21 protein-coding genes, 2 tRNA genes and 3 rRNA genes are annotated in these 25424 nt (G+C 58.6%); 12 read left to right on the top strand and 14 right to left on the bottom strand.

Features of this window, described 5'->3' with window-relative positions; all coding sequences use genetic code 11:
• Nucleotides 1-74: 74 nt before the first annotated feature.
• The 5 genes from rrf to BOP93_RS09350 all read right to left on the bottom strand — a co-directional run bounded on the left by rrf (nt 75) and on the right by BOP93_RS09350 (nt 5285).
• Nucleotides 75-190: ribosomal RNA gene (gene rrf / locus BOP93_RS09370) — 5S ribosomal RNA — on the bottom strand.
• Nucleotides 191-346: 156 nt separating this feature from the next.
• A 23S ribosomal RNA gene (locus tag BOP93_RS09365) occupies nt 347-3238 on the bottom strand.
• A 246-nt stretch (nt 3239-3484) separates the two neighbouring features.
• Nucleotides 3485-3560: transfer RNA gene (locus BOP93_RS09360), tRNA-Ala, on the bottom strand.
• 30 nt (nt 3561-3590) lie between these two features.
• Nucleotides 3591-3667, bottom strand: a tRNA-Ile gene (locus tag BOP93_RS09355).
• Nucleotides 3668-3748: 81 nt separating this feature from the next.
• Nucleotides 3749-5285: ribosomal RNA gene (locus BOP93_RS09350) — 16S ribosomal RNA — on the bottom strand.
• Together the 16S, 23S and 5S rRNA genes with 2 tRNA genes alongside form the textbook arrangement of a ribosomal RNA operon.
• A gap of 627 nt (nt 5286-5912) precedes the next feature.
• Here BOP93_RS09350 and rhtA point away from each other — a divergent pair.
• Both rhtA and BOP93_RS09340 read left to right on the top strand, forming a co-directional pair.
• On the top strand, nt 5913-6800 hold the full coding sequence (rhtA, locus tag BOP93_RS09345) for a threonine/homoserine exporter RhtA (protein ID WP_104502367.1): 888 nt from the start codon (nt 5913-5915) through the stop codon (nt 6798-6800).
• Nucleotides 6801-6968: 168 nt separating this feature from the next.
• On the top strand, nt 6969-7250 hold the full coding sequence (locus tag BOP93_RS09340) for a hypothetical protein (protein WP_104502366.1): 282 nt from the start codon (nt 6969-6971) through the stop codon (nt 7248-7250).
• Between the two features lie 114 nt (nt 7251-7364).
• Here BOP93_RS09340 and BOP93_RS09335 read toward each other — a convergent pair whose 3' ends face one another.
• The 3 genes from BOP93_RS09335 to BOP93_RS09325 form a co-directional block, all read right to left on the bottom strand.
• Complete coding sequence (locus tag BOP93_RS09335; RefSeq protein WP_104502365.1) at nt 7365-9173, bottom strand: aminopeptidase P family protein; 1809 nt, start codon at nt 9171-9173, stop codon at nt 7365-7367.
• Between the two features lie 49 nt (nt 9174-9222).
• Nucleotides 9223-10383 carry a cysteine desulfurase family protein gene (locus tag BOP93_RS09330; RefSeq protein ID WP_104502364.1) on the bottom strand — a complete coding sequence of 387 codons (1161 nt, stop codon included), beginning with the start codon at nt 10381-10383 and terminating at the stop codon, nt 9223-9225.
• 232 nt (nt 10384-10615) lie between these two features.
• Nucleotides 10616-10885 carry a hypothetical protein gene (locus BOP93_RS09325; protein ID WP_104502363.1) on the bottom strand — a complete coding sequence of 90 codons (270 nt, stop codon included), beginning with the start codon at nt 10883-10885 and terminating at the stop codon, nt 10616-10618.
• A 266-nt stretch (nt 10886-11151) separates the two neighbouring features.
• On the opposite strand from BOP93_RS09325, the gene BOP93_RS09320 reads away from it, so the two are divergent.
• The gene (locus tag BOP93_RS09320) at nt 11152-12255 is read left to right on the top strand and encodes a sigma-54 interaction domain-containing protein (protein ID WP_104502362.1); all 1104 of its coding nucleotides are present in this window, start codon (nt 11152-11154) and stop codon (nt 12253-12255) included.
• Here BOP93_RS09320 and BOP93_RS09315 read toward each other — a convergent pair.
• A complete protein-coding gene (locus BOP93_RS09315) occupies nt 12244-12609 on the bottom strand; it encodes an antibiotic biosynthesis monooxygenase (protein WP_104505260.1) in 366 nt (121 codons plus the stop codon). The two genes, BOP93_RS09320 and BOP93_RS09315, sit on opposite strands and share 12 nt — an antisense overlap.
• 99 nt (nt 12610-12708) lie before the next feature.
• On the opposite strand from BOP93_RS09315, the gene soxR reads away from it, so the two are divergent.
• Entirely contained in the window at nt 12709-13158 is a 450-nt protein-coding gene (soxR, locus tag BOP93_RS09310) for a redox-sensitive transcriptional activator SoxR (protein ID WP_104502361.1), read from the top strand.
• A gap of 60 nt (nt 13159-13218) precedes the next feature.
• On the opposite strand, the gene BOP93_RS09305 is transcribed toward soxR, so the two are convergent.
• From BOP93_RS09305 to BOP93_RS09290, 4 genes are read right to left on the bottom strand one after another with little or no spacing between them, the layout of a single operon-like run.
• Nucleotides 13219-14466: an MFS transporter gene (locus BOP93_RS09305; RefSeq protein ID WP_104502360.1), complete on the bottom strand. Its 1248-nt coding sequence runs from the start codon at nt 14464-14466 to the stop codon at nt 13219-13221.
• Nucleotides 14463-15188: a 2OG-Fe dioxygenase family protein gene (locus BOP93_RS09300; protein WP_104502359.1), complete on the bottom strand. Its 726-nt coding sequence runs from the start codon at nt 15186-15188 to the stop codon at nt 14463-14465. The genes BOP93_RS09305 and BOP93_RS09300 overlap by 4 nt, the downstream gene beginning before the upstream one ends.
• Nucleotides 15189-15192: 4 nt before the next feature.
• Entirely contained in the window at nt 15193-16560 is a 1368-nt protein-coding gene (locus BOP93_RS09295; RefSeq protein ID WP_104502358.1) for an ATP-grasp domain-containing protein, read from the bottom strand.
• Between the two features lie 30 nt (nt 16561-16590).
• On the bottom strand, nt 16591-17745 hold the full coding sequence (locus BOP93_RS09290) for a KamA family radical SAM protein (protein WP_104502357.1): 1155 nt from the start codon (nt 17743-17745) through the stop codon (nt 16591-16593).
• A gap of 673 nt (nt 17746-18418) precedes the next feature.
• Here BOP93_RS09290 and BOP93_RS09285 point away from each other — a divergent pair.
• From BOP93_RS09285 to BOP93_RS09250, 8 genes are read left to right on the top strand one after another with little or no spacing between them, the layout of a single operon-like run.
• The gene (locus tag BOP93_RS09285; RefSeq protein WP_104502356.1) at nt 18419-19618 is read left to right on the top strand and encodes a PepSY-associated TM helix domain-containing protein; all 1200 of its coding nucleotides are present in this window, start codon (nt 18419-18421) and stop codon (nt 19616-19618) included.
• Nucleotides 19618-20154, top strand: a complete 537-nt coding sequence (locus BOP93_RS09280; protein WP_104502355.1) for a thiamine pyrophosphate-binding protein — start codon at nt 19618-19620, stop codon at nt 20152-20154. The genes BOP93_RS09285 and BOP93_RS09280 overlap by 1 nt, the downstream gene beginning before the upstream one ends.
• On the top strand, nt 20151-20477 hold the full coding sequence (locus BOP93_RS09275; protein WP_104502354.1) for a hypothetical protein: 327 nt from the start codon (nt 20151-20153) through the stop codon (nt 20475-20477). Before BOP93_RS09280 ends, BOP93_RS09275 begins: the two co-directional genes overlap by 4 nt.
• Nucleotides 20474-21034, top strand: a complete 561-nt coding sequence (locus BOP93_RS09270; RefSeq protein WP_104502353.1) for a DUF6162 family protein — start codon at nt 20474-20476, stop codon at nt 21032-21034. The genes BOP93_RS09275 and BOP93_RS09270 overlap by 4 nt, the downstream gene beginning before the upstream one ends.
• A 19-nt stretch (nt 21035-21053) precedes the next feature.
• Nucleotides 21054-21974 (top strand): metal ABC transporter substrate-binding protein, encoded by a 921-nt coding sequence (locus tag BOP93_RS09265; RefSeq protein ID WP_104502352.1) that lies wholly within the window; start codon nt 21054-21056, stop codon nt 21972-21974.
• The gene (locus tag BOP93_RS09260) at nt 21971-22717 is read left to right on the top strand and encodes a metal ABC transporter ATP-binding protein (protein WP_104502351.1); all 747 of its coding nucleotides are present in this window, start codon (nt 21971-21973) and stop codon (nt 22715-22717) included. The genes BOP93_RS09265 and BOP93_RS09260 overlap by 4 nt, the downstream gene beginning before the upstream one ends.
• Nucleotides 22714-23613, top strand: a complete 900-nt coding sequence (locus BOP93_RS09255; RefSeq protein WP_065895922.1) for a metal ABC transporter permease — start codon at nt 22714-22716, stop codon at nt 23611-23613. Before BOP93_RS09260 ends, BOP93_RS09255 begins: the two co-directional genes overlap by 4 nt.
• Nucleotides 23613-24575 (top strand): metal ABC transporter solute-binding protein, Zn/Mn family, encoded by a 963-nt coding sequence (locus BOP93_RS09250; protein WP_104502350.1) that lies wholly within the window; start codon nt 23613-23615, stop codon nt 24573-24575. Before BOP93_RS09255 ends, BOP93_RS09250 begins: the two co-directional genes overlap by 1 nt.
• On the opposite strand, the gene BOP93_RS09245 is transcribed toward BOP93_RS09250, so the two are convergent.
• Complete coding sequence (locus tag BOP93_RS09245; protein ID WP_104502349.1) at nt 24556-25281, bottom strand: UTRA domain-containing protein; 726 nt, start codon at nt 25279-25281, stop codon at nt 24556-24558. The two genes, BOP93_RS09250 and BOP93_RS09245, sit on opposite strands and share 20 nt — an antisense overlap.
• Between the last annotated feature and the right edge of the window lie 143 nt (nt 25282-25424).

Here is a 25424-nt window from a genome sequence, read left to right as displayed (position 1 = left end):
CAGCTGAAGAGATACTTTTCAAGCGCCCAAAACAAAACCCCAACTGCTTTCGCAATTGGGGTTTCGGAATTTAATCTTGACGATGACCTACTCTCACATGGGGAAACCCCACACTACCATCGGCGATGCATCGTTTCACTGCTGAGTTCGGGATGGGATCAGGTGGTTCCAATGCTCTATGGTCGTCAAGAAATTCGGGTACTGAGTCGTGACCAGATGGCCTCGCTTCAGCAAATTGGGTATGTGATAGTTTCGGTGTTTTGTGAGCGTCGAACTTTCGGTTCATCTCGTCTTCACACACCGCAATCTGATGCTCGTTAGAGTAGTCAAATTGCTTGGGTGTTATATGGTCAAGCCTCACGGGCAATTAGTATTGGTTAGCTCAACGCCTCACAGCGCTTACACACCCAACCTATCAACGTCGTAGTCTTCGACGGCCCTTCAGGGAACTCAAGGTTCCAGTGAGATCTCATCTTGAGGCTAGTTTCCCGCTTAGATGCTTTCAGCGGTTATCTATTCCGAACATAGCTACCCGGCAATGCCACTGGCGTGACAACCGGAACACCAGAGGTTCGTCCACTCCGGTCCTCTCGTACTAGGAGCAGCCCCTCTCAAATCTCAAACGTCCACGGCAGATAGGGACCGAACTGTCTCACGACGTTCTAAACCCAGCTCGCGTACCACTTTAAATGGCGAACAGCCATACCCTTGGGACCGGCTTCAGCCCCAGGATGTGATGAGCCGACATCGAGGTGCCAAACACCGCCGTCGATATGAACTCTTGGGCGGTATCAGCCTGTTATCCCCGGAGTACCTTTTATCCGTTGAGCGATGGCCCTTCCATACAGAACCACCGGATCACTAAGACCTACTTTCGTACCTGCTCGACGTGTCTGTCTCGCAGTCAAGCGCGCTTTTGCCTTTATACTCTACGACCGATTTCCGACCGGTCTGAGCGCACCTTCGTACTCCTCCGTTACTCTTTAGGAGGAGACCGCCCCAGTCAAACTACCCACCATACACTGTCCTCGATCCGGATAACGGACCTGAGTTAGAACCTCAAAGTTGCCAGGGTGGTATTTCAAGGTTGGCTCCACGCAGACTGGCGTCCACGCTTCAAAGCCTCCCACCTATCCTACACAAGCAAATTCAAAGTCCAGTGCAAAGCTATAGTAAAGGTTCACGGGGTCTTTCCGTCTAGCCGCGGATACACTGCATCTTCACAGCGATTTCAATTTCACTGAGTCTCGGGTGGAGACAGCGCCGCCATCGTTACGCCATTCGTGCAGGTCGGAACTTACCCGACAAGGAATTTCGCTACCTTAGGACCGTTATAGTTACGGCCGCCGTTTACCGGGGCTTCGATCAAGAGCTTCGCGTTAGCTAACCCCATCAATTAACCTTCCGGCACCGGGCAGGCGTCACACCCTATACGTCCACTTTCGTGTTTGCAGAGTGCTGTGTTTTTAATAAACAGTCGCAGCGGCCTGGTATCTTCGACCGGCATGAGCTTACGGAGCAAGTCCTTCACCCTCACCGGCGCACCTTCTCCCGAAGTTACGGTGCCATTTTGCCTAGTTCCTTCACCCGAGTTCTCTCAAGCGCCTTGGTATTCTCTACCCAACCACCTGTGTCGGTTTGGGGTACGGTTCCTGGTTACCTGAAGCTTAGAAGCTTTTCTTGGAAGCATGGCATCAACCACTTCGTCATCTAAAAGATGACTCGTCATCAGCTCTCGGCCTTAGAATCCCGGATTTACCTAAGATTCCAGCCTACCACCTTAAACTTGGACAACCAACGCCAAGCTGGCCTAGCCTTCTCCGTCCCTCCATCGCAATAACCAGAAGTACAGGAATATTAACCTGTTTTCCATCGACTACGCTTTTCAGCCTCGCCTTAGGGACCGACTAACCCTGCGTCGATTAACGTTGCGCAGGAAACCTTGGTCTTTCGGCGTGGGTGTTTTTCACACCCATTGTCGTTACTCATGTCAGCATTCGCACTTCTGATACCTCCAGCAAGCTTCTCAACTCACCTTCACAGGCTTACAGAACGCTCCTCTACCGCATCACTTACGTGATACCCGTAGCTTCGGTGTATGGTTTGAGCCCCGTTACATCTTCCGCGCAGGCCGACTCGACTAGTGAGCTATTACGCTTTCTTTAAAGGGTGGCTGCTTCTAAGCCAACCTCCTAGCTGTCTAAGCCTTCCCACATCGTTTCCCACTTAACCATAACTTTGGGACCTTAGCTGACGGTCTGGGTTGTTTCCCTTTTCACGACGGACGTTAGCACCCGCCGTGTGTCTCCCATGCTCGGCACTTGTAGGTATTCGGAGTTTGCATCGGTTTGGTAAGTCGGGATGACCCCCTAGCCGAAACAGTGCTCTACCCCCTACAGTGATACATGAGGCGCTACCTAAATAGCTTTCGAGGAGAACCAGCTATCTCCGAGCTTGATTAGCCTTTCACTCCGATCCACAGGTCATCCGCTAACTTTTCAACGGTAGTCGGTTCGGTCCTCCAGTTAGTGTTACCCAACCTTCAACCTGCCCATGGATAGATCGCCCGGTTTCGGGTCTATTCCCAGCGACTAGACGCCCTATTAAGACTCGCTTTCGCTACGCCTCCCCTATTCGGTTAAGCTCGCCACTGAAAATAAGTCGCTGACCCATTATACAAAAGGTACGCAGTCACCCAACAAAGTGGGCTCCCACTGCTTGTACGCATACGGTTTCAGGATCTATTTCACTCCCCTCTCCGGGGTTCTTTTCGCCTTTCCCTCACGGTACTAGTTCACTATCGGTCAGTCAGTAGTATTTAGCCTTGGAGGATGGTCCCCCCATATTCAGACAAAGTTTCTCGTGCTCCGTCCTACTCGATTTCATGACTAAGAGATTTTCGCGTACAGGGCTATCACCCACTATGGCCGCACTTTCCAGAGCGTTCCGCTAATCTCAAAGCCACTTAAGGGCTAGTCCCCGTTCGCTCGCCACTACTAAGGGAATCTCGGTTGATTTCTTTTCCTCAGGGTACTTAGATGTTTCAGTTCCCCTGGTTCGCCTCTTACGCCTATGTATTCAGCGTAAGATAACCATCTTATGATGGCTGGGTTCCCCCATTCAGACATCTCCGGATCAAAGTCTGTTTGCCGACTCCCCGAAGCTTTTCGCAGGCTACCACGTCTTTCATCGCCTCTGACTGCCAAGGCATCCACCGTATGCGCTTCTTCACTTGACCATATAACCCCAAGCAATCTGGTTATACTGTGAAGACAACATTCGCCGAAAATTCGAACTTCTCGTTAAGAGAACTCACAAATTTTACCTTAGCCTGAGCCGTTACCAGTGAAAGTAACGGCCAGTCTATCTTTCTATCACATACCCAAATTTTTAAAGAACGAACTAGTCAAAGACTAGAAATCAACATTCACCATCATGACAATGGAATGCTCATTTCTAAGCTTTATACAAACAGAAGCAGTAGTGGTGGAGCCAAACGGGATCGAACCGTTGACCTCCTGCGTGCAAGGCAGGCGCTCTCCCAGCTGAGCTATGGCCCCGTATTTCTACAGGCGTTTCCCACACAAAATTGGTGGGTCTGGGCAGATTCGAACTGCCGACCTCACCCTTATCAGGGGTGCGCTCTAACCAACTGAGCTACAGACCCAATTTCGGGCTGCTTCTTTCGTCTTCTTCAATGAATCAAGCAATTCGTGTGGGAACTTATGGAGCAGCTGATGTCGTCGATTAAGGAGGTGATCCAGCCGCAGGTTCCCCTACGGCTACCTTGTTACGACTTCACCCCAGTCATGAATCACACCGTGGTAACCGTCCTCCCGAAGGTTAGACTAGCTACTTCTGGTGCAACCCACTCCCATGGTGTGACGGGCGGTGTGTACAAGGCCCGGGAACGTATTCACCGCGACATTCTGATTCGCGATTACTAGCGATTCCGACTTCACGCAGTCGAGTTGCAGACTGCGATCCGGACTACGATCGGTTTTGTGGGATTAGCTCCACCTCGCGGCTTGGCAACCCTCTGTACCGACCATTGTAGCACGTGTGTAGCCCAGGCCGTAAGGGCCATGATGACTTGACGTCATCCCCACCTTCCTCCGGTTTGTCACCGGCAGTCTCCTTAGAGTGCCCACCATAACGTGCTGGTAACTAAGGACAAGGGTTGCGCTCGTTACGGGACTTAACCCAACATCTCACGACACGAGCTGACGACAGCCATGCAGCACCTGTCTCAATGTTCCCGAAGGCACCCATCCATCTCTGGAAAGTTCATTGGATGTCAAGGCCTGGTAAGGTTCTTCGCGTTGCTTCGAATTAAACCACATGCTCCACCGCTTGTGCGGGCCCCCGTCAATTCATTTGAGTTTTAACCTTGCGGCCGTACTCCCCAGGCGGTCAACTTAATGCGTTAGCTGCGCCACTAAGAGCTCAAGGCTCCCAACGGCTAGTTGACATCGTTTACGGCGTGGACTACCAGGGTATCTAATCCTGTTTGCTCCCCACGCTTTCGCACCTCAGTGTCAGTGTTGGTCCAGGTGGTCGCCTTCGCCACTGGTGTTCCTTCCTATATCTACGCATTTCACCGCTACACAGGAAATTCCACCACCCTCTACCACACTCTAGTCAGTCAGTTTTGAATGCAGTTCCCAGGTTGAGCCCGGGGATTTCACATCCAACTTAACAAACCACCTACGCGCGCTTTACGCCCAGTAATTCCGATTAACGCTTGCACCCTCTGTATTACCGCGGCTGCTGGCACAGAGTTAGCCGGTGCTTATTCTGTCGGTAACGTCAAAACAATCACGTATTAAGTAACTGCCCTTCCTCCCAACTTAAAGTGCTTTACAATCCGAAGACCTTCTTCACACACGCGGCATGGCTGGATCAGGCTTTCGCCCATTGTCCAATATTCCCCACTGCTGCCTCCCGTAGGAGTCTGGACCGTGTCTCAGTTCCAGTGTGACTGATCATCCTCTCAGACCAGTTACGGATCGTCGCCTTGGTGAGCCATTACCTCACCAACTAGCTAATCCGACCTAGGCTCATCTGATAGCGCAAGGCCCGAAGGTCCCCTGCTTTCTCCCGTAGGACGTATGCGGTATTAGCGTCCGTTTCCGAACGTTATCCCCCACTACCAGGCAGATTCCTAGGCTTTACTCACCCGTCCGCCGCTCTCAAGAGAAGCAAGCTTCTCTCTACCGCTCGACTTGCATGTGTTAGGCCTGCCGCCAGCGTTCAATCTGAGCCATGATCAAACTCTTCAGTTCAAACATCTTTGGGTTTTTAAGAAACCCTAAACTTGGCTCAGCAATCGTTGGTTATTCTTTGATTTCTCGCGGAGTAACTTGTGATGCTGATAATCTTGTTGACTATCAGTCTGACCCCACAAGCACCCACACGAATTGCTTGATTCAGTTGTTAAAGAGCGGTTGGTTAAGATGTTTCGTCTCAACCGAGGCGCGCATTCTACAGCAGCCTCATTTGCTGTCAAGTGGTTATTTTCAGAAGTTTTCGAAGATTTCGAAGATTTCTTCAACAACTTCAACCACTTGCGCTTGCGATCTCTCGTAAGCGGGAGGCGAATTCTACAGCGTTACACGCTGCTGTCAACACCTCTTTTTCAACTTCCTTTTGGCTTCGATGAACTGAAGCGGCCTGCTGTCGAAACCTACTTAACTCATTGTTTACCAAGGAGTTTTCCGTTTCGACTGCGCCGGAAGTGGGGCGAATTATAGACAGATAAAATTATCCGTCAACTATTAATGTGAACTTTCTATGAATCCGTACAAACCTTTCATCCCCTTTCTCAACTGAGCAATATATTGCTCAATTCATAGCAGTTAAGCATCATAGGCCCTTCTACTCTTCTACTATGACTTCGGACAACACCATTAATGACCACCCCACACCGCAGCCTGGCCTCCGTACTGTTCCCCGTCGGCCTGCTGTTGATCGCGATGGCATCCATCCAGTCCGGCGCCTCGCTGGCCAAAAGCATGTTCCCTATCGTCGGTGCGCAAGGGACCACTACCCTGCGCTTGATCTTCGCCAGCGTGATCATGCTGCTTCTATTACGCCCATGGCGCGCCAAGCTGACGGCCAAGTCCCTGCGCACGGTAGTGGTCTACGGCATGGCGCTGGGCGGCATGAACTTTCTCTTTTATATGTCACTGCGCACCGTCCCCCTGGGTATTGCGGTCGCGCTGGAATTTACGGGCCCGCTCGCCGTCGCCCTCTATGCATCGCGCCGGGCAGTGGACTTTTTGTGGGTTGCGCTCGCGGTCATCGGTTTACTCCTGCTGATTCCAATGGGCGAAGCCAGCAGTGGCATCGACGTGGTGGGTGCCGCCTATGCGCTCGGTGCCGGCGTTTGCTGGGCGCTTTATATTCTGTTCGGCCAAAAGGCGGGCAACGATAACGGTGTGCAGACCGCCGCGCTCGGCGTCATGATCGCCGCTCTGTTCGTCGCGCCCATCGGCATCGTGCACGCCGGTACCGCGTTGCTGACTCCTGCGCTGATTCCCGTCGCCATCGGCGTTGCCATTTTGTCCACGGCCCTGCCCTACACATTGGAAATGGTTGCGCTCACCCGCCTGCCCGCTCGCACGTTCGGTACCTTGATGAGTATCGAGCCGGCGTTTGGCGCCCTCTCCGGCCTGTTCTTCCTGGATGAGCAGCTGACGCTCGCGCAATGGCTGGCCATCATCTGCATCATTCTGGCCTCCGTCGGTGCCACGCTGACAATGCGCAACGAATCCAAACCCCTGGTGCCCGCCGACTGACCCTCTTTCAAGGTAGCTCTGGTATTTAACGCTCATTTAGGCCATGTTTAGGGCCGTAAACGAATGTCTTTCATGGAGAAGTTCGACACGGACAGCATGAACGCTACGCTCGAGAGCGAGTAAAAGCCGGCTTCGATCCTTTTGCGAAGCGGCTATATAAGGATTGGAATGAATCGAATTTTGATACTGTTGCTGGTCATAGGCATTGCGGGTTGTGCCGCGACCACAAAAACAGAAGTGAAACGGGGTAAAAAAGGACTACATATCAACTGTTCGGGCCTGTCCTCCTCATGGGACCAGTGCTACACCAGCGCAGCCAATTCATGTGGTGCCAAGGGATACCGGGTTATCGCCAAATCCGGCGAGAGTTCCGAGGAGCCAGGGGATTATCCCTTCGGCCTCAACCCTGCCGGCTATACCAGTCGCAGCATGATCGTCATTTGCAAATAGACACCTGAGCGACGCACAACAAGAGCGTCGCATTGGTAGTCAGCGCAGGCGATGCGACAGTTCTCGGTCAGGACCGTCTGGATTTCGTGCGCGAAGCCCTGAGTCAGTCCTGAATCAGATAGCCGCTGTCCGCACTCGCAACCATTCGAGCGCATCGCCACTGAGCAACGGGCTCAAGCGCTCACGCACCTGGGCATGATAAGCGTTGAACCACTCGCGCTCATCGACGTTAAGCAAAGATGGCTCCAGGCAACGGGTGTCGATCGGGCACAAGGTCAGGGTTTCAAATTTGAGGAATTCACCAAACTCGGTCGTCCCCGCTTCACGGTTCAACACCAAATTCTCGATACGCACACCCCAACGCCCCGGGCGGTAGGTACCCGGTTCGATCGACGTAATCATGCCCGGTTGCATCGCCGTCTGCGGTGCGGCCGCCGCCTGATAGGCGATCACTTGCGGGCCTTCGTGCACATTGAGGAAATACCCTACACCGTGCCCCGTACCATGACCGTAGTCCACGCCCTCGGCCCAGATCGGAGCGCGCGCGATGGCATCGAGCAGCGGCGACAGGATGCCTTTGGGGAAGTGAGCACGGGACAAGGCAATCACCCCCTTGAGCACACGCGTGCAATCGCGTTTCTGCTCTTGACTCGGCGTACCGATGGGCACCATCCGCGTGATATCCGTGGTACCCCCCAGGTACTGGCCGCCCGAGTCGATCAGCAATAAGCCATCGCCCTCGATCACCGCATGTTCTTCTGGTGTGGCGTGGTAGTGCGGCATTGCGCCGTTGGCGTTGAAGGCCGCGATGGTGTTGAAACTCAGCGATACATAACCCGGACGACGGGTACGCGCCGCCGTCAGATGTTCGTCGATGGTCAACTCGGTAATGCGTTCGCGCCCCAGGGCCGTTTCCAGCCAGGCGAAAAATTCGCACAAGGCGGCGCCATCCTGCTCCATGGCCTGACGGATATATTCGGCATCAGCCAGGCTTTTGCGCGACTTGGCCAGGGTGGTTGGGTTCAAGCCTTCCACCAGCCTGACACCGGCATCGAGATGTTCCAGTAGACCGGCCGTGACGCGGGCCGGGTCGACTTGCAGGCTAGCCCCTGCCGGTACAGCTTGCAGCGCGTCGGCCACATCACTGTAGTCACGTACGATCACACCATCGCGCTCAAGCTCCGCTCGCAGTTGAGCATCGACTTTGCTCAGCGCCACGAAAAGAGTGGCCTGTTGTTGATTGATCAAGGCAAAGGACACGAACACCGGGTTGAACGACACATCGCCACCGCGCAGGTTGAACAGCCAGGCGATGTCATCGAGGGTCGCGATGAAATGCCAGTCGGCACCTTTGTCTTTTAAGCTCGCGCGCAGGGCCGCGAGTTTCTCGCCACGGCTGAGGGTCGCTTGCGGGGGCAAGTGCTGATAGATCGGCTGGTTCGGCAGCGCCGGACGGTCATGCCAGACTTCATTGAGCAGATCGACATCGGTACGCAAGCGCGCGCCGCGCTCAGCCAGCTTGCCACCCAGGGTCCGTGCCGACGCCACCGCCATGACCGCGCCGTCCACGGCTACCACGCCACCTTCCGGGGTTTGTTCAGCCAGCCACTCCAGGGGGCCGGGTTGGCCCGGTTGCAGTTTGACCAGCTCGATGCCACTGCCTTTGAGCTCCTTGGTCGCCTGTTCCCAATAGCGGCTGTCGGCCCATACACCGGCAAAATCCACAGTGACGATAAGCGTTCCCACCGAACCATGGAACCCCGACAACCACTGGCGCCCCTGCCAGTATCCCGGCAGGTACTCGGACAAATGCGGATCCGCAGACGGCACCAGCAGGGCATGAATACCCTCTCGGCGCATCAGCTCACGGGTCCGCGCCAGGCGCTGGGGAATCGTTCCATGGGTCAAAGGCTGCGTACTCATTGTGTCTCCTGCTAACCACTAATAATTGTTATGGACTGCGAATGAAGTTTCAGACGGCCCAGAACGCCGGTGCGCTGGCAAGGGCCGACTTGATCAGTTGTGCCGCTTCGTCGATATCCCGCTCGGTGGTAAACCGGCCCAGGCTCAAGCGAATGGTACGGCCGGCGCTGCGCGCGTCATGCCCCAGGGCCAAAAGCACATGGGACGGCGCATTGCTGGCCGAATTGCACGCCGAAGTCGCCGAAAAGGCAATCCCGGCGCTCAACGCACTGGCGTTGAATTCGCCTTCGCTGAACGTAAGGCTCAAGGTGTGAGGGATTCTCTGTGCCGGGCTACCGTTGAGGCGCACACCCGCAATCGAGCCCAACTGCTCCAGCAGCCGCTCACGCAAGGCCACGATCTGTGCCTTCTCCTCGGCAAAAGACGCCGCCGCCAGGGCGAACGCCATACCCATGCCCGCAATCTGGTGAGTCGCCAGGGTCCCCGAACGCAAGCCACCCTCATGACCGCCGCCATGAATCTGCGCCAGTACCTTCTGCTGCGCGCGAGGCCCCACGTACAACGCGCCGACGCCCTTCGGACCATAAAGCTTGTGGGCCGAAAACGACATCAAGTCCACCGGCCACTGCGCCAAGTCGATGGCGACCTTGCCCGCGCCCTGGGCCGCGTCCACATGGAACAACGCTCCCTGCTCACGCACCCGCGCACCGATGGCCGGGATATCGTTCAAGGTGCCCAATTCATTGTTGACCAGCATCAGCGACACCAGAAAGGTGTCTTCACGCAGTGCCTCACTGACGGCTTCGACACTGATCAAGCCATCGGCATCAGGCACCAGGTAGGTCACCGCCACCCCGGCTTCCTGCAATTGCCGCGCGGTGTCGAGGGTCGCCTTGTGTTCGATCTGGCTGGTGATGATATGCCCGCCCGTTACGCCACGGGCCTGGGCCACACCCTTGATCGCCAGGTTATTGGACTCGGTGGCGCCGGAGGTCCAGACAATCTGTTCAGCCTGGGCGCCGACCAGTTCGGCCACCTGCTGACGCGCCTGCTCAACCGTTTGCCGGGCCGCCTGGCCGAACGCGTGGGAGCTGGACGCCGGGTTACCGAAATTGGCATTGAAGCCCAGACACTCAACCATCACCTGGATGACCCGCTCATCCACCGGCGTGGTGGCGGCATAGTCGAAATACAACGGACGTTTATTCATGGCGTTAAAAACTCGCAGAGCGTGTTCCCGAGAGCAGTGTCGCGGGGGCATCGAACAGAACAGAGGTTGTCAGGTTTAACTGATCGAGTGCCGTTAAAGAAGGACCACTTTATGAAAATGTGCGTAGGAACGCTCCTGAAATTCAGCTTAACAGGCTGAAGTCACGCCACGGAAAACAAAAAACCCGAGATTCCTGATGGGAAACCCGGGTTTTTCACCTCAACAGCACCGCTCAACTGGGGCGATCCTTCAAGGCTATGCTGCGCTCGGCATTCATTTCGCCTTGATGGTCAAAACCGAACGCTTTCTGTGGCTGGCCGGTCAGTGCCGCGCGCTGGCGTTGGTAGTCATCAAACGACAGGCCACGACGGCTCAGCGCTTCCAACGCCAGTTGTTGGGTTTCCTGTGCCGTGTAAGGCCGCAGCTCAGGGGACGGATGAGTCGCGCATCCGGCAAGGACAGAGATGGCAAGCAACAGCGAAACAGCGAGTGAACGGATCATGGCGGTGGCCCTGCAAAGGAGGTGTCGAATCAATGAACACAGGCTACTCCCGCCCCCGCACGCTGAAAAATCACCGTCCTCGATAGTCGCTATCAACCGTACCGGCAGGCTCGATAATCGCCACCAGTTATTTCTTTATGATCTATAAATATGTAAATCAATTAATTTACGGAATATAAGAATCCCTCTATAAACAACGCTGCCCGCCCACGTTGCCGCGACTCGCCAACGGCAATTCCCGCATTTTATTTCCAAGAGAGGTGTCCATGCAGTTATTAACCCTCCCCCCCTCGCCCGCGCTAGCGACCTCCATTCGTGCCACGGCGCAGGTGTTCGAAGACCCCAAATCCAAGGCCCTGCTCGACCACATCCAGCAAGTGGCGCCCAGCGAAGCCAGCGTACTGATCATCGGCGAAACCGGCACCGGCAAGGAGCTGGTAGCCCGGCACATCCACAACCTCAGCGCGCGGCGCAACCGGCCATTCGTGGCGGTCAACTGCGGAGCGCTTTCTGAATCCCTTGTCGAAGCCGAGCTGTTCGGTCATGAAAAAGGTGCCTTTACCGGCGCCCTCAGTGCCAAGGCGGGCTGGTTCGAAGAGGCCGATGGCGGCACATTGTTCCTCGATGAAATCGGCGATTTGCCCCTGCCGATTCAAGTCAAGCTGCTTCGGGTGCTGCAGGAACGTGAAGTGGTACGCCTGGGCTCGCGCAAGAGTATTCCTATCGATGTGCGGGTACTGGCGGCAACCAATGTACAACTTGAAAAAGCCATCAACGCCGGACACTTTCGCGAGGACCTTTACTACCGTCTCGACGTGGTCAGCCTGGAGCTTAGCCCGCTGCGCGAGCGCCCCGGCGATATCCTGCCGCTGACCCGGCATTTTATCGACGCCTACAGCCGACGCCTGGGTTATGGTCCGATCAGCCTCAGCCGCGAGGCCGAACACAAGCTCAGGAGCTACAGCTGGCCGGGCAATATTCGCGAGCTGGAAAACGTGATTCATCACACCTTGCTGATTTGCCGCAACAGCGTGATCGAACGCGACGATCTGCGCCTGTCGAACCTGCGTATCGAACGCCAAGACGACAGCCAGCAATATACCGACAACAGCGCCGAAGCGTTGCTCGAACGGGCCTTTCAACAACTGTTCGAGGAACAGGCCGGCGCCCTGCACGAGAAGGTCGAGGACGCGCTGTTACGCGCCGCTTACCGCTTCAGCCACTGCAACCAGGTGCACACCGCCAGCCTCCTGGGCTTGAGCCGCAACGTCACGCGCGCGCGGCTGATCAAGATCGGCGAGTTGGCGGTGAACAAGCGCAGGCCGGGGGAAAACCTGCAGGGCGAGCGGATGCTGCATCTATCCATTTAGGCGGCAGTGCAAGGCGTCGTCATGGCTGCGCTCAAAACTGCGCAGCACCTGAAACGAATCAAAGATCACCGCTTTGGCCTGGTGTACTCGGATCAGCGTCCAGAAATCCTCGCCACCCTGCTCGAAGCGCCGGAATGCCGCCTCGCCATCCTCACGGGATTGCCATTGCAGGTAATTGAGCACCCGCCGCCCGTCATCGCTGACCTGCACGCTCGCGCTTAAAAAACCGCCGTGGCTCTGCGCCAGTCGCTCGCTTTGCACGGTCAAGGCCGCCACCAGGGCAGATTGCTGGCGGGGCTCGATCTGAAACTCGATCAACTGCGTGAAGCTGAGACTCTTCTCTGATACCTGCATGAACACTCCCCTTTCTTTGTAGGCAGAATCTTGCGATCCAGTGCCACGCAGGGTAAAACCTCTAGTTAAGTCAAGGTCAAGCGCTGAATAGGGGTTTGTATGCTCAACAAGGAACTCACCGTTGGCCAACTGGCTGCCCGCAGCGGCGTGGCCGTTACTGCCCTGCATTTCTATGAAACCAAGGGGCTGATCAAAAGCAATCGCAACGCCGGCAACCAACGGCGCTACCCACGGGATGTGTTGCGGCGGGTGGTGGTGATCAAGATCGCCCAGCGCCTGGGGATTCCGCTGGCGACCATCGGCGAGGCGTTGCAGGCATTGCCCGATGGCCGCACGCCCACGGCCAAGGATTGGGCACGTCTGTCGGCACGCTGGCGGGAAGACCTGGATGAGCGGATCGATAAATTGTCGCAGTTGCGCGACAAGCTCAATGGCTGCATAGGCTGCGGGTGCCTGTCGATGGAAGCGTGCCCGTTGCGCAACCAGGGCGACCAACTCGGTGAGCGCGGGCCGGGGGCGCAGTTGCTGGAGCCTACTGCACAGGCCTGAGCCACCGATCCGATCCTCGTGGGAGCTGCGAGTACGCCAGCTCCCTTCCCGCTGCGACGATCAACGCGAGGGCGGTGAATCCGACGCGTCCGGCCTGCCCCGGTAAGCCGCGCACCCCAGCCACAAGGTCATCACGCCCAACGCCGTCAGCGGTAGCCCATGGAACAGCACGATCACCTGGGCCGGCGTCCACGTGACATAGAATGGCCCCACCACCAGCATCCCCACGCCAAAACCCGCCATCTGAATCAGGGTCAGCAAGCTGAACAGGGGCAGGCGCAAGCTATCCGGTTCGCTCTGCGCACGTGAGACCAATGCCACCTCGGAGAGCCCGTCCCCCAGTCCCGCCCACACCACCCACAGCAGTGCCAGCCACAATTCGGTTTGCTGGAACGTCAGGATAAAACCGCTGGACATCAGCGCCACGCCAAACATGAACAACCGCTCCATGCCTGGCGTGCCACGGCCCTTCAACAACGCACTGGCGATACGCGCCCCGATAAACTTGCCACAAGCCCAGACTGCCAGCAGGTAACCCATCACGGTTTTGGCCGTGTCCGGCGAAATGTACTGGGACAGCACCGGCCAGCCGACGTTATGCGCCGCGCTGCCAAGGGTGTCGAGCATGCTGATCAACAACATCGCAGCCAGTACCGGCGCCCCGCGCAGTCCCTTGGTCAACGCGTGCCACTCGGCCGAAAGGCCGCGATGGGTGGCGACGGCAGCGCTGTACAACGCACGCAGCGGCAGCACCAGGAGAGCGGCGATCACATAGGTGCTAATATTCACCGCGAATACCGCCTCGAATCCCCCCGTGGCAATCAGCAGCCCCGACAGCAAACTGCCGAACACCGCGCCGGTCGCGGCCGCCGAGGTGATCCAGGCGTTGGTATCGACCCGCTGTTCAAGGGCAACCCAGGTGGGCAACTGGCTGTTGAGGCCGATGGCGAACAGCGAATTGCACAGGCCGATACCAAAGGCGATAAACGGCAGCAGACTGAGTTGATGCGCGGGGATCAGCAGCAGCAACGGCGTCAACAACAGCGCTCGCGCAAGGTCCAGCCCGGCCAGGGTGCCGCGCCCGGCGAAACGCCGGAAAAACGGGATGCCGAACAGGCTGGCGACAATGCCACCGGTCACGCGGCACGCCAGGAAGATGCTGACGAACACCACGCTTTGGCTGAGCCAGTAGACATAGGTGGACAAGGCCACCATGTTGAGGAAGGCACCAAAGTCCGACACGCCGCGAGCGAAGATGATCAGCCGCGCGTTGCGGATCGACAGGTACAACTGTTGATCATGGCTCATGCAGGCGGCACCGTTTGATCATCCGGCACGCTGCGCAGGCTGACCAGCAGCATGTCGCGCCAGGCCGGTGTCGACTCTACCTTCGGCCGCACATCGCCGGCGCGATGGTAGAGCCCTCGGTCATCGATCACGAGGGTTTCCAGGAAGCGCGTCATCGGCAGATTCAACACGCGACTGTGCTCCTCATCACTGGTAAACACTTCCGAGACCACCGGCAATGTGTTGTGCTCGCCGATAAAATGCATGAACACCCAATCCAGACCATCCTGGTGAATCCCCGACGTGGTGGGGCTGCACGCTTGCGCGTCCGCCCGCACACGAAACTGGTGGATATCAATGGTATGACTCTGCTCGCCCAGGTGCGGTGCGATCACCGCCAGGTCGGTGGCCAGCAGCTTGCGCATCAGCGGATGTTCGATAAAACCTTCCTCGCTGTAGCTCAAATGGTTCACCCCCTGGCGATAGTTGACGGCGTAGGTGACCGGCGACTTGAACGCAGTGCTCCTGTCGATCTGCAATTGCCGTGACGATGATAAACGATAGCGCAGAATACGCCGCTCGCGATGGGTGTACGCCTTGAACGCCTCGTCGCGCACCAGGTTGGCCCAGTACGCGCGAAAGCTCTGCTCTTCGCCCGCCTCGACACTGACCAACTCGCCAAAGTCAGGCCGATGGCAGTAATGGTGCTCGCGCAAGTGCGCGGAAATTGTCGGGATATCCATATCGCTAGCCTGCCACCGGGTTGTCGATGATGACGCGCAAGTGCTGGCCGACCGCATCATGCAGTGCGCGCGCATCGGCAGCGTCCGCGACCCTGGCCCAGCACTTGAGCAGATAATGTTCCTCGATATCCGCATCGATCATGTGCCCCGGCTCCTGCTGGGCATACTCGAGCACCGCGACGTTCTGTTCCAGGAACTCCACGCCTTCAATGCCTTGAAACCGACCGCTGTGCTGCGGGTAGATCGCCAGCATCGCGTAATGTTGCCCGGCCTCGGCCACCTTGCGAGCGCTCGCTTCCAATTGCGCGTCAATGCCCTGCTCGCCCGTCAGCAACGAAAGATACAGCTGATAGGGATCGATACCGGCCAGATCGCGAAACGCCGCGTTCACATAGAGCCCGCCCACCCGCGGGTTGATCTCGATCACCACAGGGCCCTGCGGGGTCATGCGGAACTCGAAATGCACCACGGCGTTGGTCAGGCCGACCGCCTTCAGACACGCCAGGGCGTACGCGCGGATCTGCTCGCACTCGCGGTCGGTGAAGGAGGTCGGAGGGGAAATCAGCAGGTTTTCGAGCACCGTGCCGCTGCGCTCGGTCAGCAACAGTTTTTCGTTGATCAGCAGTGGATGCACACGCTCGCCGGCCACCACACATTCCACACTGCCTTCGATACCGGGAATGTAGCCCTCCAGCAACAGGCTGCGCCCGGGAATGTAGGCATGCCGTTGGCCGTCGTCCTCCAGTAGGGTATGCGCGCAGCCATAGAAGTCCGCGTACGCCGCCGTGGCGTGGTCTTTGACAAACAACGCGTAGTGGCTGCGCAGTTCCGCCCAATTGGCGCATTTCCTGATAAACGCCGAAGCGCCGCCAAAGGGCGGTTTGGCGATCAGCGGGTAACCGACCCGCTCGGCCTGTTGCTGGAGTTGCTCTTCGTTATTGCACAGCGTAAACGGCACCGAGGCAATGCCGTGCTGTTTCAGCACCCTGCGCATCAGGAACTTGTTGTTGCACGCTGCCACCGCCTCGGGGCGGCTATGCACCAGGCCCAGGCGCTGGGAAGCTCGCGCAACGATACAACCGACTTCGCCCAGCGCGGACGGATGGCCGGCCTGACAGAAGATCCCGCGAATCTGATACTGCCCATCGAGCTGGCCGACCAAGCCAAGAATGGCCTGCTCGTTGAGTGCGTCGAGCAGGAACACCGCGTCACTGTCATCCCTGAGCCGTTGCACATGCCTGCGCCCTGCCACGCCCGCCGTCAAGCACACCAGGCCCTGGGCGCGGGCAGCCGCGAAGTGCGGCTCCCGGTAGTTATAACGAACAGACGTGCTGTCATCGACATCGATAAAAAGGATGGCGTCCTGTTTCATGCTTTATACCGCCTTAGTCCATCAATTTATTCAGGCATCCTGCCAACTGCACCACTGCCCTTCCCAGTTACGGAAACGGTAATGACGCTGCCCATCGCGAACTTCGAAGTACGGCAAGTCCTCAGGCTTTTCAAAGTCCAGCAGCGGCACCGTAAACTTGCCTTGGGCGTGCGGTAGAACATATTCGGGCAGGGCAATATTGGACACTCGCCGTTTGAGGCGATCCATGATGGCGATGGCCTGACTGATCGACGCCTTGTATTCAGAGGCGCCGGGAGAAAACGGCATGAAGTGATATAAGTAATAAGGCTTCACACCCAAACGATAAAGATCGATAAACAGTTTATGCAGTGTGGCTTCATCATCGTTGACGCCGCGCAACAATGGCATATTGGAAAATACGATCGGCACAACGCCCTGAATACGTTTGACCGCCACGGCAAAGTCAGCGCTGAGTTCGAGCGGGTGGCAGACGTGCACGCCAAACGCATTGACCTTGTACTTTTCCAGCATCGCGATCAACTCATCGGTCACGCGAAACGGGTTGAAACTCAAGGCCCGCGAGTGAACGCGGATCAGCAGCTCGTCACTGATCCCGCGCAGCGCGGCCAGGTACTCTTCAAGCTTGCGGTCGGCCAGCATCAGTGGGTCGCCGCCGCTGAGAATCACTTCTTCGATGGCCGGGTTGGCGCGGATGTACTCCACCGACTCCATGAAGGAATCCCGGCTGGCGTTGGCCTTGTCCGTGCCCACCTGCAAGGTGCGCAGCGCTTCGAAGCAGAACTGGCAATAGGCATTGCAGGTATTGGTGGTGCGCAGGATCACGCGATTGTCGTACTTGTGCTGGCAGATGGGCGTCTTCATTTCATGGCCCAGCTCCCAGTTCTCGGAAGTGCCATCGTAATCACCCTCGACCTGCTCGCTCCAGTACGGCACCACTTGCCGCCACAGCGGGTGGTCCATGACCGTGCCAGCGGTGAGCGAGCGCTTGATCAGATCGATGTAGTAAGGCGTGATCTGCATCTTGCGTCCAAGCAGGTTATGTTCGATGTGCGCAGTCGTTTCCTCGCCCCAACCACCGCAGGCCACGCGAAGTGCCGGCTCATCACGCAGGGCGTTCTTCTGCTGCCAGCGCCAATCCTGCCACTGCACCGAGCGGTGAATTTCTTCATCAAAAATCGACATGAGTACGTACTCTCTGTTCAGGCATATGAATGCGTGCCCTTCCCTCTCGGGAACAGCGACAATCGCAACAATGACAACTCAGGTGACAGGCGGCGATCAAATAGCCGATGCAATCAGCCACGCTGGAAAGTAATAAGAATTTATTATCTTAGAGTTCGGATGAACGACGGATACGGACATATAACAAACTTCCTTTTTTATAAAATTATCTGACTTCCAAGCCGACACCTACTTAAGCCGAAGCTTCCGATACCGTCAATACAATATCCTTTATTTTTTTCAGGATTTAATCCATGTCTTTGCCTGCCTCCCGCAGGCATGGGTATTCAGCCGTTCAAATGGGTTGATTTAAAAAGTAAATAGCACAGCAAATAACCCGTTCAGCTCCCACCAGATTATTTTTTATACTTATGTAACTACGTAGTTCAACGCGTGTCACTCAACCTCGGCACTCGCTTCGCCTGCACCGATGCCCTCGGTGCAATTCGCACGACCATTGCCCATGCGTAACGCGCCCCCCCCCCCGGAAGCCTGAAACATTTTCTTTCATTTCCCGCTTAGGGATTTCTCATTCTCATTCGTCTTAATTTAGATACAGCCCGTCGCGTCAGCAAAAGCTACGACCGGCCTTTTCCGGGCCTCCATCGCCCCTTCCATCAAGATCCTCATTCACATGTCGAAGAAGTCACGCTCGAAAATCTGGTTTCTCGTACACAGCTGGCTGGCGTTGCCCATCTGGTTCTTTGTCCTGATCGTCTGCGTCACCGGCACCCTGGCGGTGGTCAGCCAGGAAATCGTCTGGCTGGCCAACCCGGACATCCGCGCGAGCAAGCCGTCGGATGATGCCCAACCGCTGAGCTTCGACCAGGTGATCGCCGCCATCAAGCGCGACGAGCCCCAGGTCATCGTGCGCTCGATCATCCGTCCCGACGAATCGCACTTCGCGTTGATGGTAGGCCTCAGCTATCCGGACGGGCGTTCGGTCGATGCCTATGCCAACCCCTACACGGGCGCCCTCCAGGGGATCAGCCCGGCCTTCGACTTCCAGCAATTCACTCGCGCCCTCCACGGCTGGTGGCTGGTGCCGTTTACCAATGGCTTCAGTTGGGGCTGGTACCTGGTGTCGCTGCTCGGCCTGCCGCTGCTGGCCTCGTTGGTCACGGGCCTTGTGGTGTACAAGCGTTTCTGGAAAGGTTTTTTGCGCCCCACCCTGCGCATCCGTCACGGCGCACGGATTTTCTGGGGCGACTTCCACCGCCTGAGCGGTATCTGGTCAATCTGGTTCATCGCCGTCATCTCCATTACCGGCACCTGGTTCCTGATCCAGGCGATTCTGGGTGACAACCAGATCTCCATTTCCAGCGAGCCCATCGTGCCGGTGATTGCCCGGGAAAAGGTGCCGCTGTCCGCACCCGGCGTGCCGGCCCCGATGATTGCCCTGGACGACGCGATCAAGATCGCCACCCAGCGCATCCCCGGGCTGGAAGCCACCTTTGCCTTCCTGCCGCTCAATGCCTACAGCCACCTGCAGATCGGCGGGCGCGGCTGGTACCCGCTGATGTTCCAGACCGCGCAACTGAATCCCTACAGCGGTGAAATCGCCGTATCGCACCTGCTGTCCGACCGCACCGCGCTGGAGTTCGTCACCGAGTCCATGCGCCCGCTGCACACCGGTGATTTTGGCGGCCTGTGGATCAAGCTGATCTGGGCCTTCTTCGGCCTGGTGCTGAGCATGATGGTGTTGAGCGGCTTGCTGATCTGGACCAAGCGCACCGCCCTGGCCACCCTCAACGCCTTCAAACGCGAGGCCAAGACCCAGCGCCAGCCTGTGCCCAACCCGGCCTTGCAGGCTGAAACCTCGGAGACTCACTGATGAGCAGAGTCGTGGCCAAACCCTCTTCACCCCTGCGGGCCTGGTGGCTGAAGTGGCGTTTCCATATAAATATCCTGCTGTTGCTGGTGCCGCTGGGGTTCATGCCCAAGTATTTTGCCGATGCCGCCCTGTTTCGCGGGGATGCCGGTATTGGCGAGCGGGTCGCCGGGGACATTCAAGTCGGTCCCTGGAGCCTGACCCTCGCCGAGTTTCGCAACGAAGGCCCGCGCCCCGACCCGGCCGGCCCGATGAAAGCGTTTAACGCGGCCCTGTGCGCCACCTGCGCCGAGCAGGTCAAGGCCACTTACCTGCGCATCGGCAAGCCCCGCAGCCTCCGGGCCGCCGGGGTGATCTTCTTTGGTACGCCGTACCGCATGGGCGCCATCGTGCCGGTGCCGGAACGCACGCCGGTCGATGCCGAGCTGTGGGTCACCATGGAAGGCTGGGACGGCACCCTGCACCAGGGTTCCATCCCGCTGAGCCAGGCCTCGCCTGCCACCATTGCCTGGTTGAACAAGCAAGGAGTCAAACCATGATATTCAAACGCCTGACTGCCGGTTGCGTACTGTTGCTCAGTACCGGCTTTAGTCAACTTGCCTTCGCTCACAACCCGATGTGCGAGTGCAAGGAAATCCCCGGTGAACAGATCCAGTGCAAGGGCGGGTTCTCCGACGGCAGCGGCGCTCCGGGCGTGACCCTGGATGTGATCGGCTACGACGAGACCATTCTGGTGCCGGGCAAGCTCGGTGAGGATTCGACCCTGACCTTCAAGAAACCTGCGGCCGAATTCTATGTGCTGTTCGATGCCGGCCCCGGTCATGTGGTGGAAATCGATCAAGCGGATATCCAGGCGCCATGAGTACCGTACAGGTAGTGCGCCCCGCCGGCGCGGGGCATGAAACCCTCTATGTGCTGTTGCTGTGCCTGATCATCCTGGCGGTGGCGGGAACGGTGGTGGCCTTGCACGGTGAAACCCAAGAAATCGCAGCAGTGCCCAGTCATCAGTTGGATGCCCGGCGTGACCTGAGCGCCGCCGAACAAGGCATCTACGCCGACCTGCGGGTGACCCTGGATGAAATCCACTTGCTGCAGCAAGAGCAGAACGCCCTGCCCACGCCTGACCAATTGGCGCACGAAGGCTTTGCCCCGTTCGCTCAGGACGCCAGTTCCGTCAGCCGTGGCGATCATCGCTGGCAACTGCTCGCGCCCTCGACCTACCTGGGCTTGAGCCAGGCCACCGACATCAGTGGCTCGCTGCTGATGCGCGTGCAAGGCGCCGAGCCGGATATCTGGCTCAACCGTGGCAAACACCTGGCCGTCCCCTCCGACCTCACTGACCAGGCGCTGATCGCTGCCGGCTGGCAGCAGGTGGTCGCGCAATTCGATGCCGGCGTGACCCGCCAGCACCGCCACTGAACGAGAAGACCGAGTGCCCATGTCCATTTCATCTCCCCTGTTGCGCCTGTTGCTGGTTGGCCTGTTCAGCCTGATCCTCGCTCCCCTGGCGAACGCCGAGGCGAGCAAACGCCTGCGCATCGGCATCACCTTGCATCCTTACTACAGCTACGTGGCCAACATCGTCGGCGACAAGGCCGAGGTGGTGCCGCTGATTCCGGCGGGCTTCAACCCCCATGCCTACGAACCGCGCGCCGAAGACATCAAGCGCATCGGCACCCTGGACGTGATCGTGCTCAATGGCGTGGGGCATGACGACTTCGCCGACCGCATGATCGCCACCAGCGAGCGCCCGGATATCCCGGTGATCGAAGCCAACGCCAATGTGCCGCTGCTGGCCGCCACCGGTAACGCCGCGCGCGGTGCGGGCAAGGTGGTCAACCCGCACACGTTCCTGTCGATCAGCGCGTCGATTGCCCAGGTCAATAACATCGCCCGCGAGTTGGGCAGGCTGGACCCGGACAACGCCAAGGTCTACACCCAGAACGCCCGCGCCTACGGCAAGCGTCTGCGCCAGATGCGCGCCGACGCCCTGGCCAAGCTGACCAGCGCACCCAACCCGGACCTGCGCGTAGCCACGGTGCACGCGGCCTACGACTACCTGCTGCGCGAGTTCGGCCTGGAAGTCACCGCCGTGGTCGAACCGGCCCACGGCATCGAACCGAGCCCCAGCCAGCTGAAGAAAACCATCGATGAACTGCGCGCCCTGGACGTGAAAGTGATCTTCTCGGAAATGGATTTCCCGTCCACCTATGTCGATACTATCCAGCGTGAATCCGGGGTCAAGCTGTATCCGCTGTCACATATTTCCTACGGCGAATACAGCGCCCAGAAGTACGAAGTGGAAATGACCGGCAACCTCAATACCGTGGTCCGGGCGATCCAGGAGTCGGGAACATGACGGCGGCAGAACATCTGAACATTGCAAGCAGCGGCCCGACGCTGGACTTCGACAACGTCGCGCTGACCCTGGGCCGTACCGTGATTCTCGATGGCGTGAGTTTCCAGGTTCAGCCCGGCAGCATCCACGCGCTGGTCGGCCCGAACGGCGGCGGCAAGAGTTCACTGATCAAGACCCTGCTGGGACAAACGCCGCATCAGGGCCGATTGAGCCTGGCATGGCCGACCACGCCCGGCACCATCGGCTACGTGCCCCAGGCCCTGGAGTTCGACCGGGGGTTGCCGATGACGGTGGATGATTTCATGGCTGCCATGTGCCAGCGGCGGCCGGCGTTTCTTGGCCTGTCCCGGCACTACGCCGGTGCGATTGGCGAGGCGCTGGAACGAGTCGGCATGCAGGACAAGCGCAAGCGGCGCATGGGCGCGCTGTCCGGTGGCGAGCGCCAGCGCGTGCTGCTGGCCCAGGGTCTGATTCCGGCGCCGCAATTGCTGGTGCTGGATGAGCCGATGTCGGCGCTGGACGAAGCCGGTATCCAGGTATTCGAACGCTTGCTCAGGGACTGGCGACTGGCCGGGATCACCGTGCTCTGGGTCGAGCATGACCTGGAAGCCGTTGGCCGTCTGGCCGACCGTGTCACCGGCCTGAACCGCCGCGTGCTGTTCGACGCCACGCCCCGGGAAGCGCTGACCCCGGATCGCCTGCTGACCTTGTTTTCCACTCACCCTCGGAGCCCGGCGCAATGAGTTATGAAGCGTTTCGCCTGATGGTCCAGGGCTGGGCCTCTTCCGGCTATTTGCCGGAGGCGCTGGCCTACGGTTTTGTGGTCAACGCGCTGCTCGCCGGGTTGCTGATCGGCCCGGTACTGGGCGGACTGGGCACGCTGGTGGTGGTCAAGCGCTTTGCGTTTTTCTCCGAAGCGGTCGGCCATGCCGCCCTGACCGGCGTGGCCGTGGGCATCCTGCTCGGTGAACCCTACACCGGGCCCTACGGCAGCCTGTTCGGCTACTGCCTGCTGTTCGGCATCCTGCTCAATTACCTGCGCAACCGCACCGGCCTGGCGCCGGATACGCTGATCGGCGTATTCCTGTCGGTGTCCCTGGCGTTGGGCGCCAGCCTGCTGTTGACCCTGGCCGGCAAGATCAATGTGCACATTCTGGAAAACGTGCTGTTTGGCTCGGTGCTGACGGTCAACGGCAACGACTTGCTGGTGCTGGCGGTGGTCGGTGCGCTGGTGATGGCCCTGGCGCTGCCGCTGTACAACCGCATCATGCTCGCCAGCTTCAACCCGCAACTGGCGGCAGTGCGCGGCGTGGCGGTGAAGACCTTGGACTATCTGTTCGTGATTCTGGTGACGCTGATCACCGTCGCGGCGGTCAAGGTGATCGGCGCGATCCTGGTCGGTGCCCTGCTGGTGATTCCGGCGGCGGCGGCGCGGCTATTGAGCCAATCGCTCAAGGGCTTCTTCTGGGTTTCGGTGGCAATCGCTACCGTCAGTACCCTGTGCGGCATCCTGCTGCCGATCATCTTCGATCTGCCTGTACCGTCCGGTGCCGCGATCATTCTGGTTGCCGGCATCGCCTTTGCCCTCGCCGCCATCGCGCGCGGCACCGTGCCCAGCCTCAAAGGGAATCTTGGATAATGCGCCCTGTCTTTCGCCCACTGGCCCTGACCATTGCCTGCTTGCTCAGCACCTCGGCGCTCGCCGTCGTGGATGGTTTTCAAACCAGGGACTTCGTTGCCAACCATGGCCTTGGCCATGCCGCGCTGGCCAAGGCCAAATCGGTAAAACCGGTCAAGGTGCTGGCGTCGTTGCCGATCACCTACGGCCTTGCTGAAGTGCTGCTCAAAGGCTGCGACGTGCAGCTCGAACGCGCGGCACCCGCCAATTTGCCCGGTTCGCGGCAAGTGTCCTACTTCACCGGGCGCGGTGCGTCGGCGCTGAGCCAACTGGCCCAGGATGCCGATGCCGCCATCGGCCTGCGCTCGCTGTGGGCCGATGACCCGCTCTACCCCGTGGCGCGACGCAGCAACATCCGTATTGTCGAAGTCGACGCCGCGCGCCCGGTGGACGGCGGTTTGCCGGGCATCGCCGTGCAGCCGGGCGTCAGCGATGGCTTGAACAGCCAACCCTGGCAGTCGAGCAACAACATGGGACGCATGGCCGATGTGTTGGCGGCCGACCTGAGCCGCCTGGCGCCGGGCGCCAAAGCGCAGATCGACGCTAACCTGGCCGCGCTCAAGCAACGCCTGCTCAAGCTCACCGCCGACAGCGAGGCACGCCTGGCCAGGGCCGATAATCTGAGCGTGGTCAGCTTGAGCGATCACTTCGCCTATCTGGTCAGCAGCTTGAACCTGGAACTGCTCGGCACCGATGCGCGGCCGGATGCAGACTGGACGCCTGAAGCGTTGCAAAAACTCAGTGCGCAGTTGAAAGACAATGACGTGGCGCTGGTGCTGCACCACCGCCAGCCGAGTGAGGCGGTGAAAGCGGCTGTCACTGCCGGCGGCGCCAACCTGCTGGTGTTGAATGTGGACGGTGCCGATCCTGTAACCGAGCTGGAAACCAATGTCGATCAGGTAATCAAGACGCTGATGCCATGACGTCCACCCCCACATGAATCGCATCATGGCGCCAGAACTCAAGGTCGCAGTCGATCAAGCGCTGGTGCTGGTCATAGTTGACCCGGGCGATCCGCAAGCCCGGGCTGCCCACCGATACGCGCAACGCAGCGGCGGCTTCCACCGGCAGGGAGGTCGGCACGATCTCGAAACGCACCCGCCCGTAGTGCAAGTCGTACTTGCGCGCATAGAGTTCGGTCATCGACTGATTCAAATCGCACGCCAGGATGTCCGGGAAATAGTGGGGGTTCAGGTAGTGCTCCACGTACAGCACCAGACGCCCGTCGATCCGGCGCGCCCGGCAAATCTGGATCACGCTGGACAACGCCGGCAGCCGCAGCCACGCACACACCGCCGCCGACGCCGGTTGCAGGCGCGCCGAAATAACCTCAGTGGACGCCACGCGCCCCTGGTCGCTGACCATCGCGTGAAAGTGGCTGCGCTGCATCAGGTTATAGGCCAACCGGGGTGGCGAGACGAACCAGCCCCTGCGCTCCTCGCGATAGATCTGCCCTTGGGCCTCCAGCTGTAACAAGGCTTCGCGCACGGTAATCCGAGTGGTACCAAACAACTCGCTGAGCTTGCGTTCGGCGGGCAGTTTGCTGGCAGGCGGCAACAGGCCATGATCGATCTGCTCTTGCAGCGCCAGGCCGATGGAGGTTACCGCCTTGATTGCCTCGTCACGCATCAACGTTACCTATCTGGACTAGACCAGCACCGTTCAGGTGCAAAAAACGCGCTCTTGATGGGCTCGTGCTGCTGCTTGCCAGCCTAGGCATTGCAGATGACCGACAGATGACAATGGATGTCGCTGCCCGCACCACACCCTGC

The organism is Pseudomonas orientalis, from assembly GCF_002934065.1.
GTDB lineage: Bacteria > Pseudomonadota > Gammaproteobacteria > Pseudomonadales > Pseudomonadaceae > Aquipseudomonas > Aquipseudomonas orientalis_A.
Note: the sequence above shows the minus strand (reverse complement) of the source record. Positions and strands in the feature narration are given on the sequence as shown.

Bases quoted from the DNA above. Each gene is read 5' to 3' on its own strand.
- rhtA (WP_104502367.1), top strand. From the start codon at position 5,913: ATGACCACCCCACACCGCAGCCTGGCCTCCGTACTGTTCCCCGTCGGC.
- BOP93_RS09340 (WP_104502366.1), top strand. From the start codon at position 6,969: ATGAATCGAATTTTGATACTGTTGCTGGTCATAGGCATTGCGGGTTGT.
- BOP93_RS09335 (WP_104502365.1), bottom strand. From the start codon at position 9,173: ATGAGTACGCAGCCTTTGACCCATGGAACGATTCCCCAGCGCCTGGCG.
- BOP93_RS09330 (WP_104502364.1), bottom strand. From the start codon at position 10,383: ATGAATAAACGTCCGTTGTATTTCGACTATGCCGCCACCACGCCGGTG.
- BOP93_RS09325 (WP_104502363.1), bottom strand. From the start codon at position 10,885: ATGATCCGTTCACTCGCTGTTTCGCTGTTGCTTGCCATCTCTGTCCTT.
- BOP93_RS09320 (WP_104502362.1), top strand. From the start codon at position 11,152: ATGCAGTTATTAACCCTCCCCCCCTCGCCCGCGCTAGCGACCTCCATT.
- BOP93_RS09315 (WP_104505260.1), bottom strand. From the start codon at position 12,609: ATGCAGGTATCAGAGAAGAGTCTCAGCTTCACGCAGTTGATCGAGTTT.
- soxR (WP_104502361.1), top strand. From the start codon at position 12,709: ATGCTCAACAAGGAACTCACCGTTGGCCAACTGGCTGCCCGCAGCGGC.
- BOP93_RS09305 (WP_104502360.1), bottom strand. From the start codon at position 14,466: ATGAGCCATGATCAACAGTTGTACCTGTCGATCCGCAACGCGCGGCTG.
- BOP93_RS09300 (WP_104502359.1), bottom strand. From the start codon at position 15,188: ATGGATATCCCGACAATTTCCGCGCACTTGCGCGAGCACCATTACTGC.
- BOP93_RS09295 (WP_104502358.1), bottom strand. From the start codon at position 16,560: ATGAAACAGGACGCCATCCTTTTTATCGATGTCGATGACAGCACGTCT.
- BOP93_RS09290 (WP_104502357.1), bottom strand. From the start codon at position 17,745: ATGTCGATTTTTGATGAAGAAATTCACCGCTCGGTGCAGTGGCAGGAT.
- BOP93_RS09285 (WP_104502356.1), top strand. From the start codon at position 18,419: ATGTCGAAGAAGTCACGCTCGAAAATCTGGTTTCTCGTACACAGCTGG.
- BOP93_RS09280 (WP_104502355.1), top strand. From the start codon at position 19,618: ATGAGCAGAGTCGTGGCCAAACCCTCTTCACCCCTGCGGGCCTGGTGG.
- BOP93_RS09275 (WP_104502354.1), top strand. From the start codon at position 20,151: ATGATATTCAAACGCCTGACTGCCGGTTGCGTACTGTTGCTCAGTACC.
- BOP93_RS09270 (WP_104502353.1), top strand. From the start codon at position 20,474: ATGAGTACCGTACAGGTAGTGCGCCCCGCCGGCGCGGGGCATGAAACC.
- BOP93_RS09265 (WP_104502352.1), top strand. From the start codon at position 21,054: ATGTCCATTTCATCTCCCCTGTTGCGCCTGTTGCTGGTTGGCCTGTTC.
- BOP93_RS09260 (WP_104502351.1), top strand. From the start codon at position 21,971: ATGACGGCGGCAGAACATCTGAACATTGCAAGCAGCGGCCCGACGCTG.
- BOP93_RS09255 (WP_065895922.1), top strand. From the start codon at position 22,714: ATGAGTTATGAAGCGTTTCGCCTGATGGTCCAGGGCTGGGCCTCTTCC.
- BOP93_RS09250 (WP_104502350.1), top strand. From the start codon at position 23,613: ATGCGCCCTGTCTTTCGCCCACTGGCCCTGACCATTGCCTGCTTGCTC.
- BOP93_RS09245 (WP_104502349.1), bottom strand. From the start codon at position 25,281: ATGCGTGACGAGGCAATCAAGGCGGTAACCTCCATCGGCCTGGCGCTG.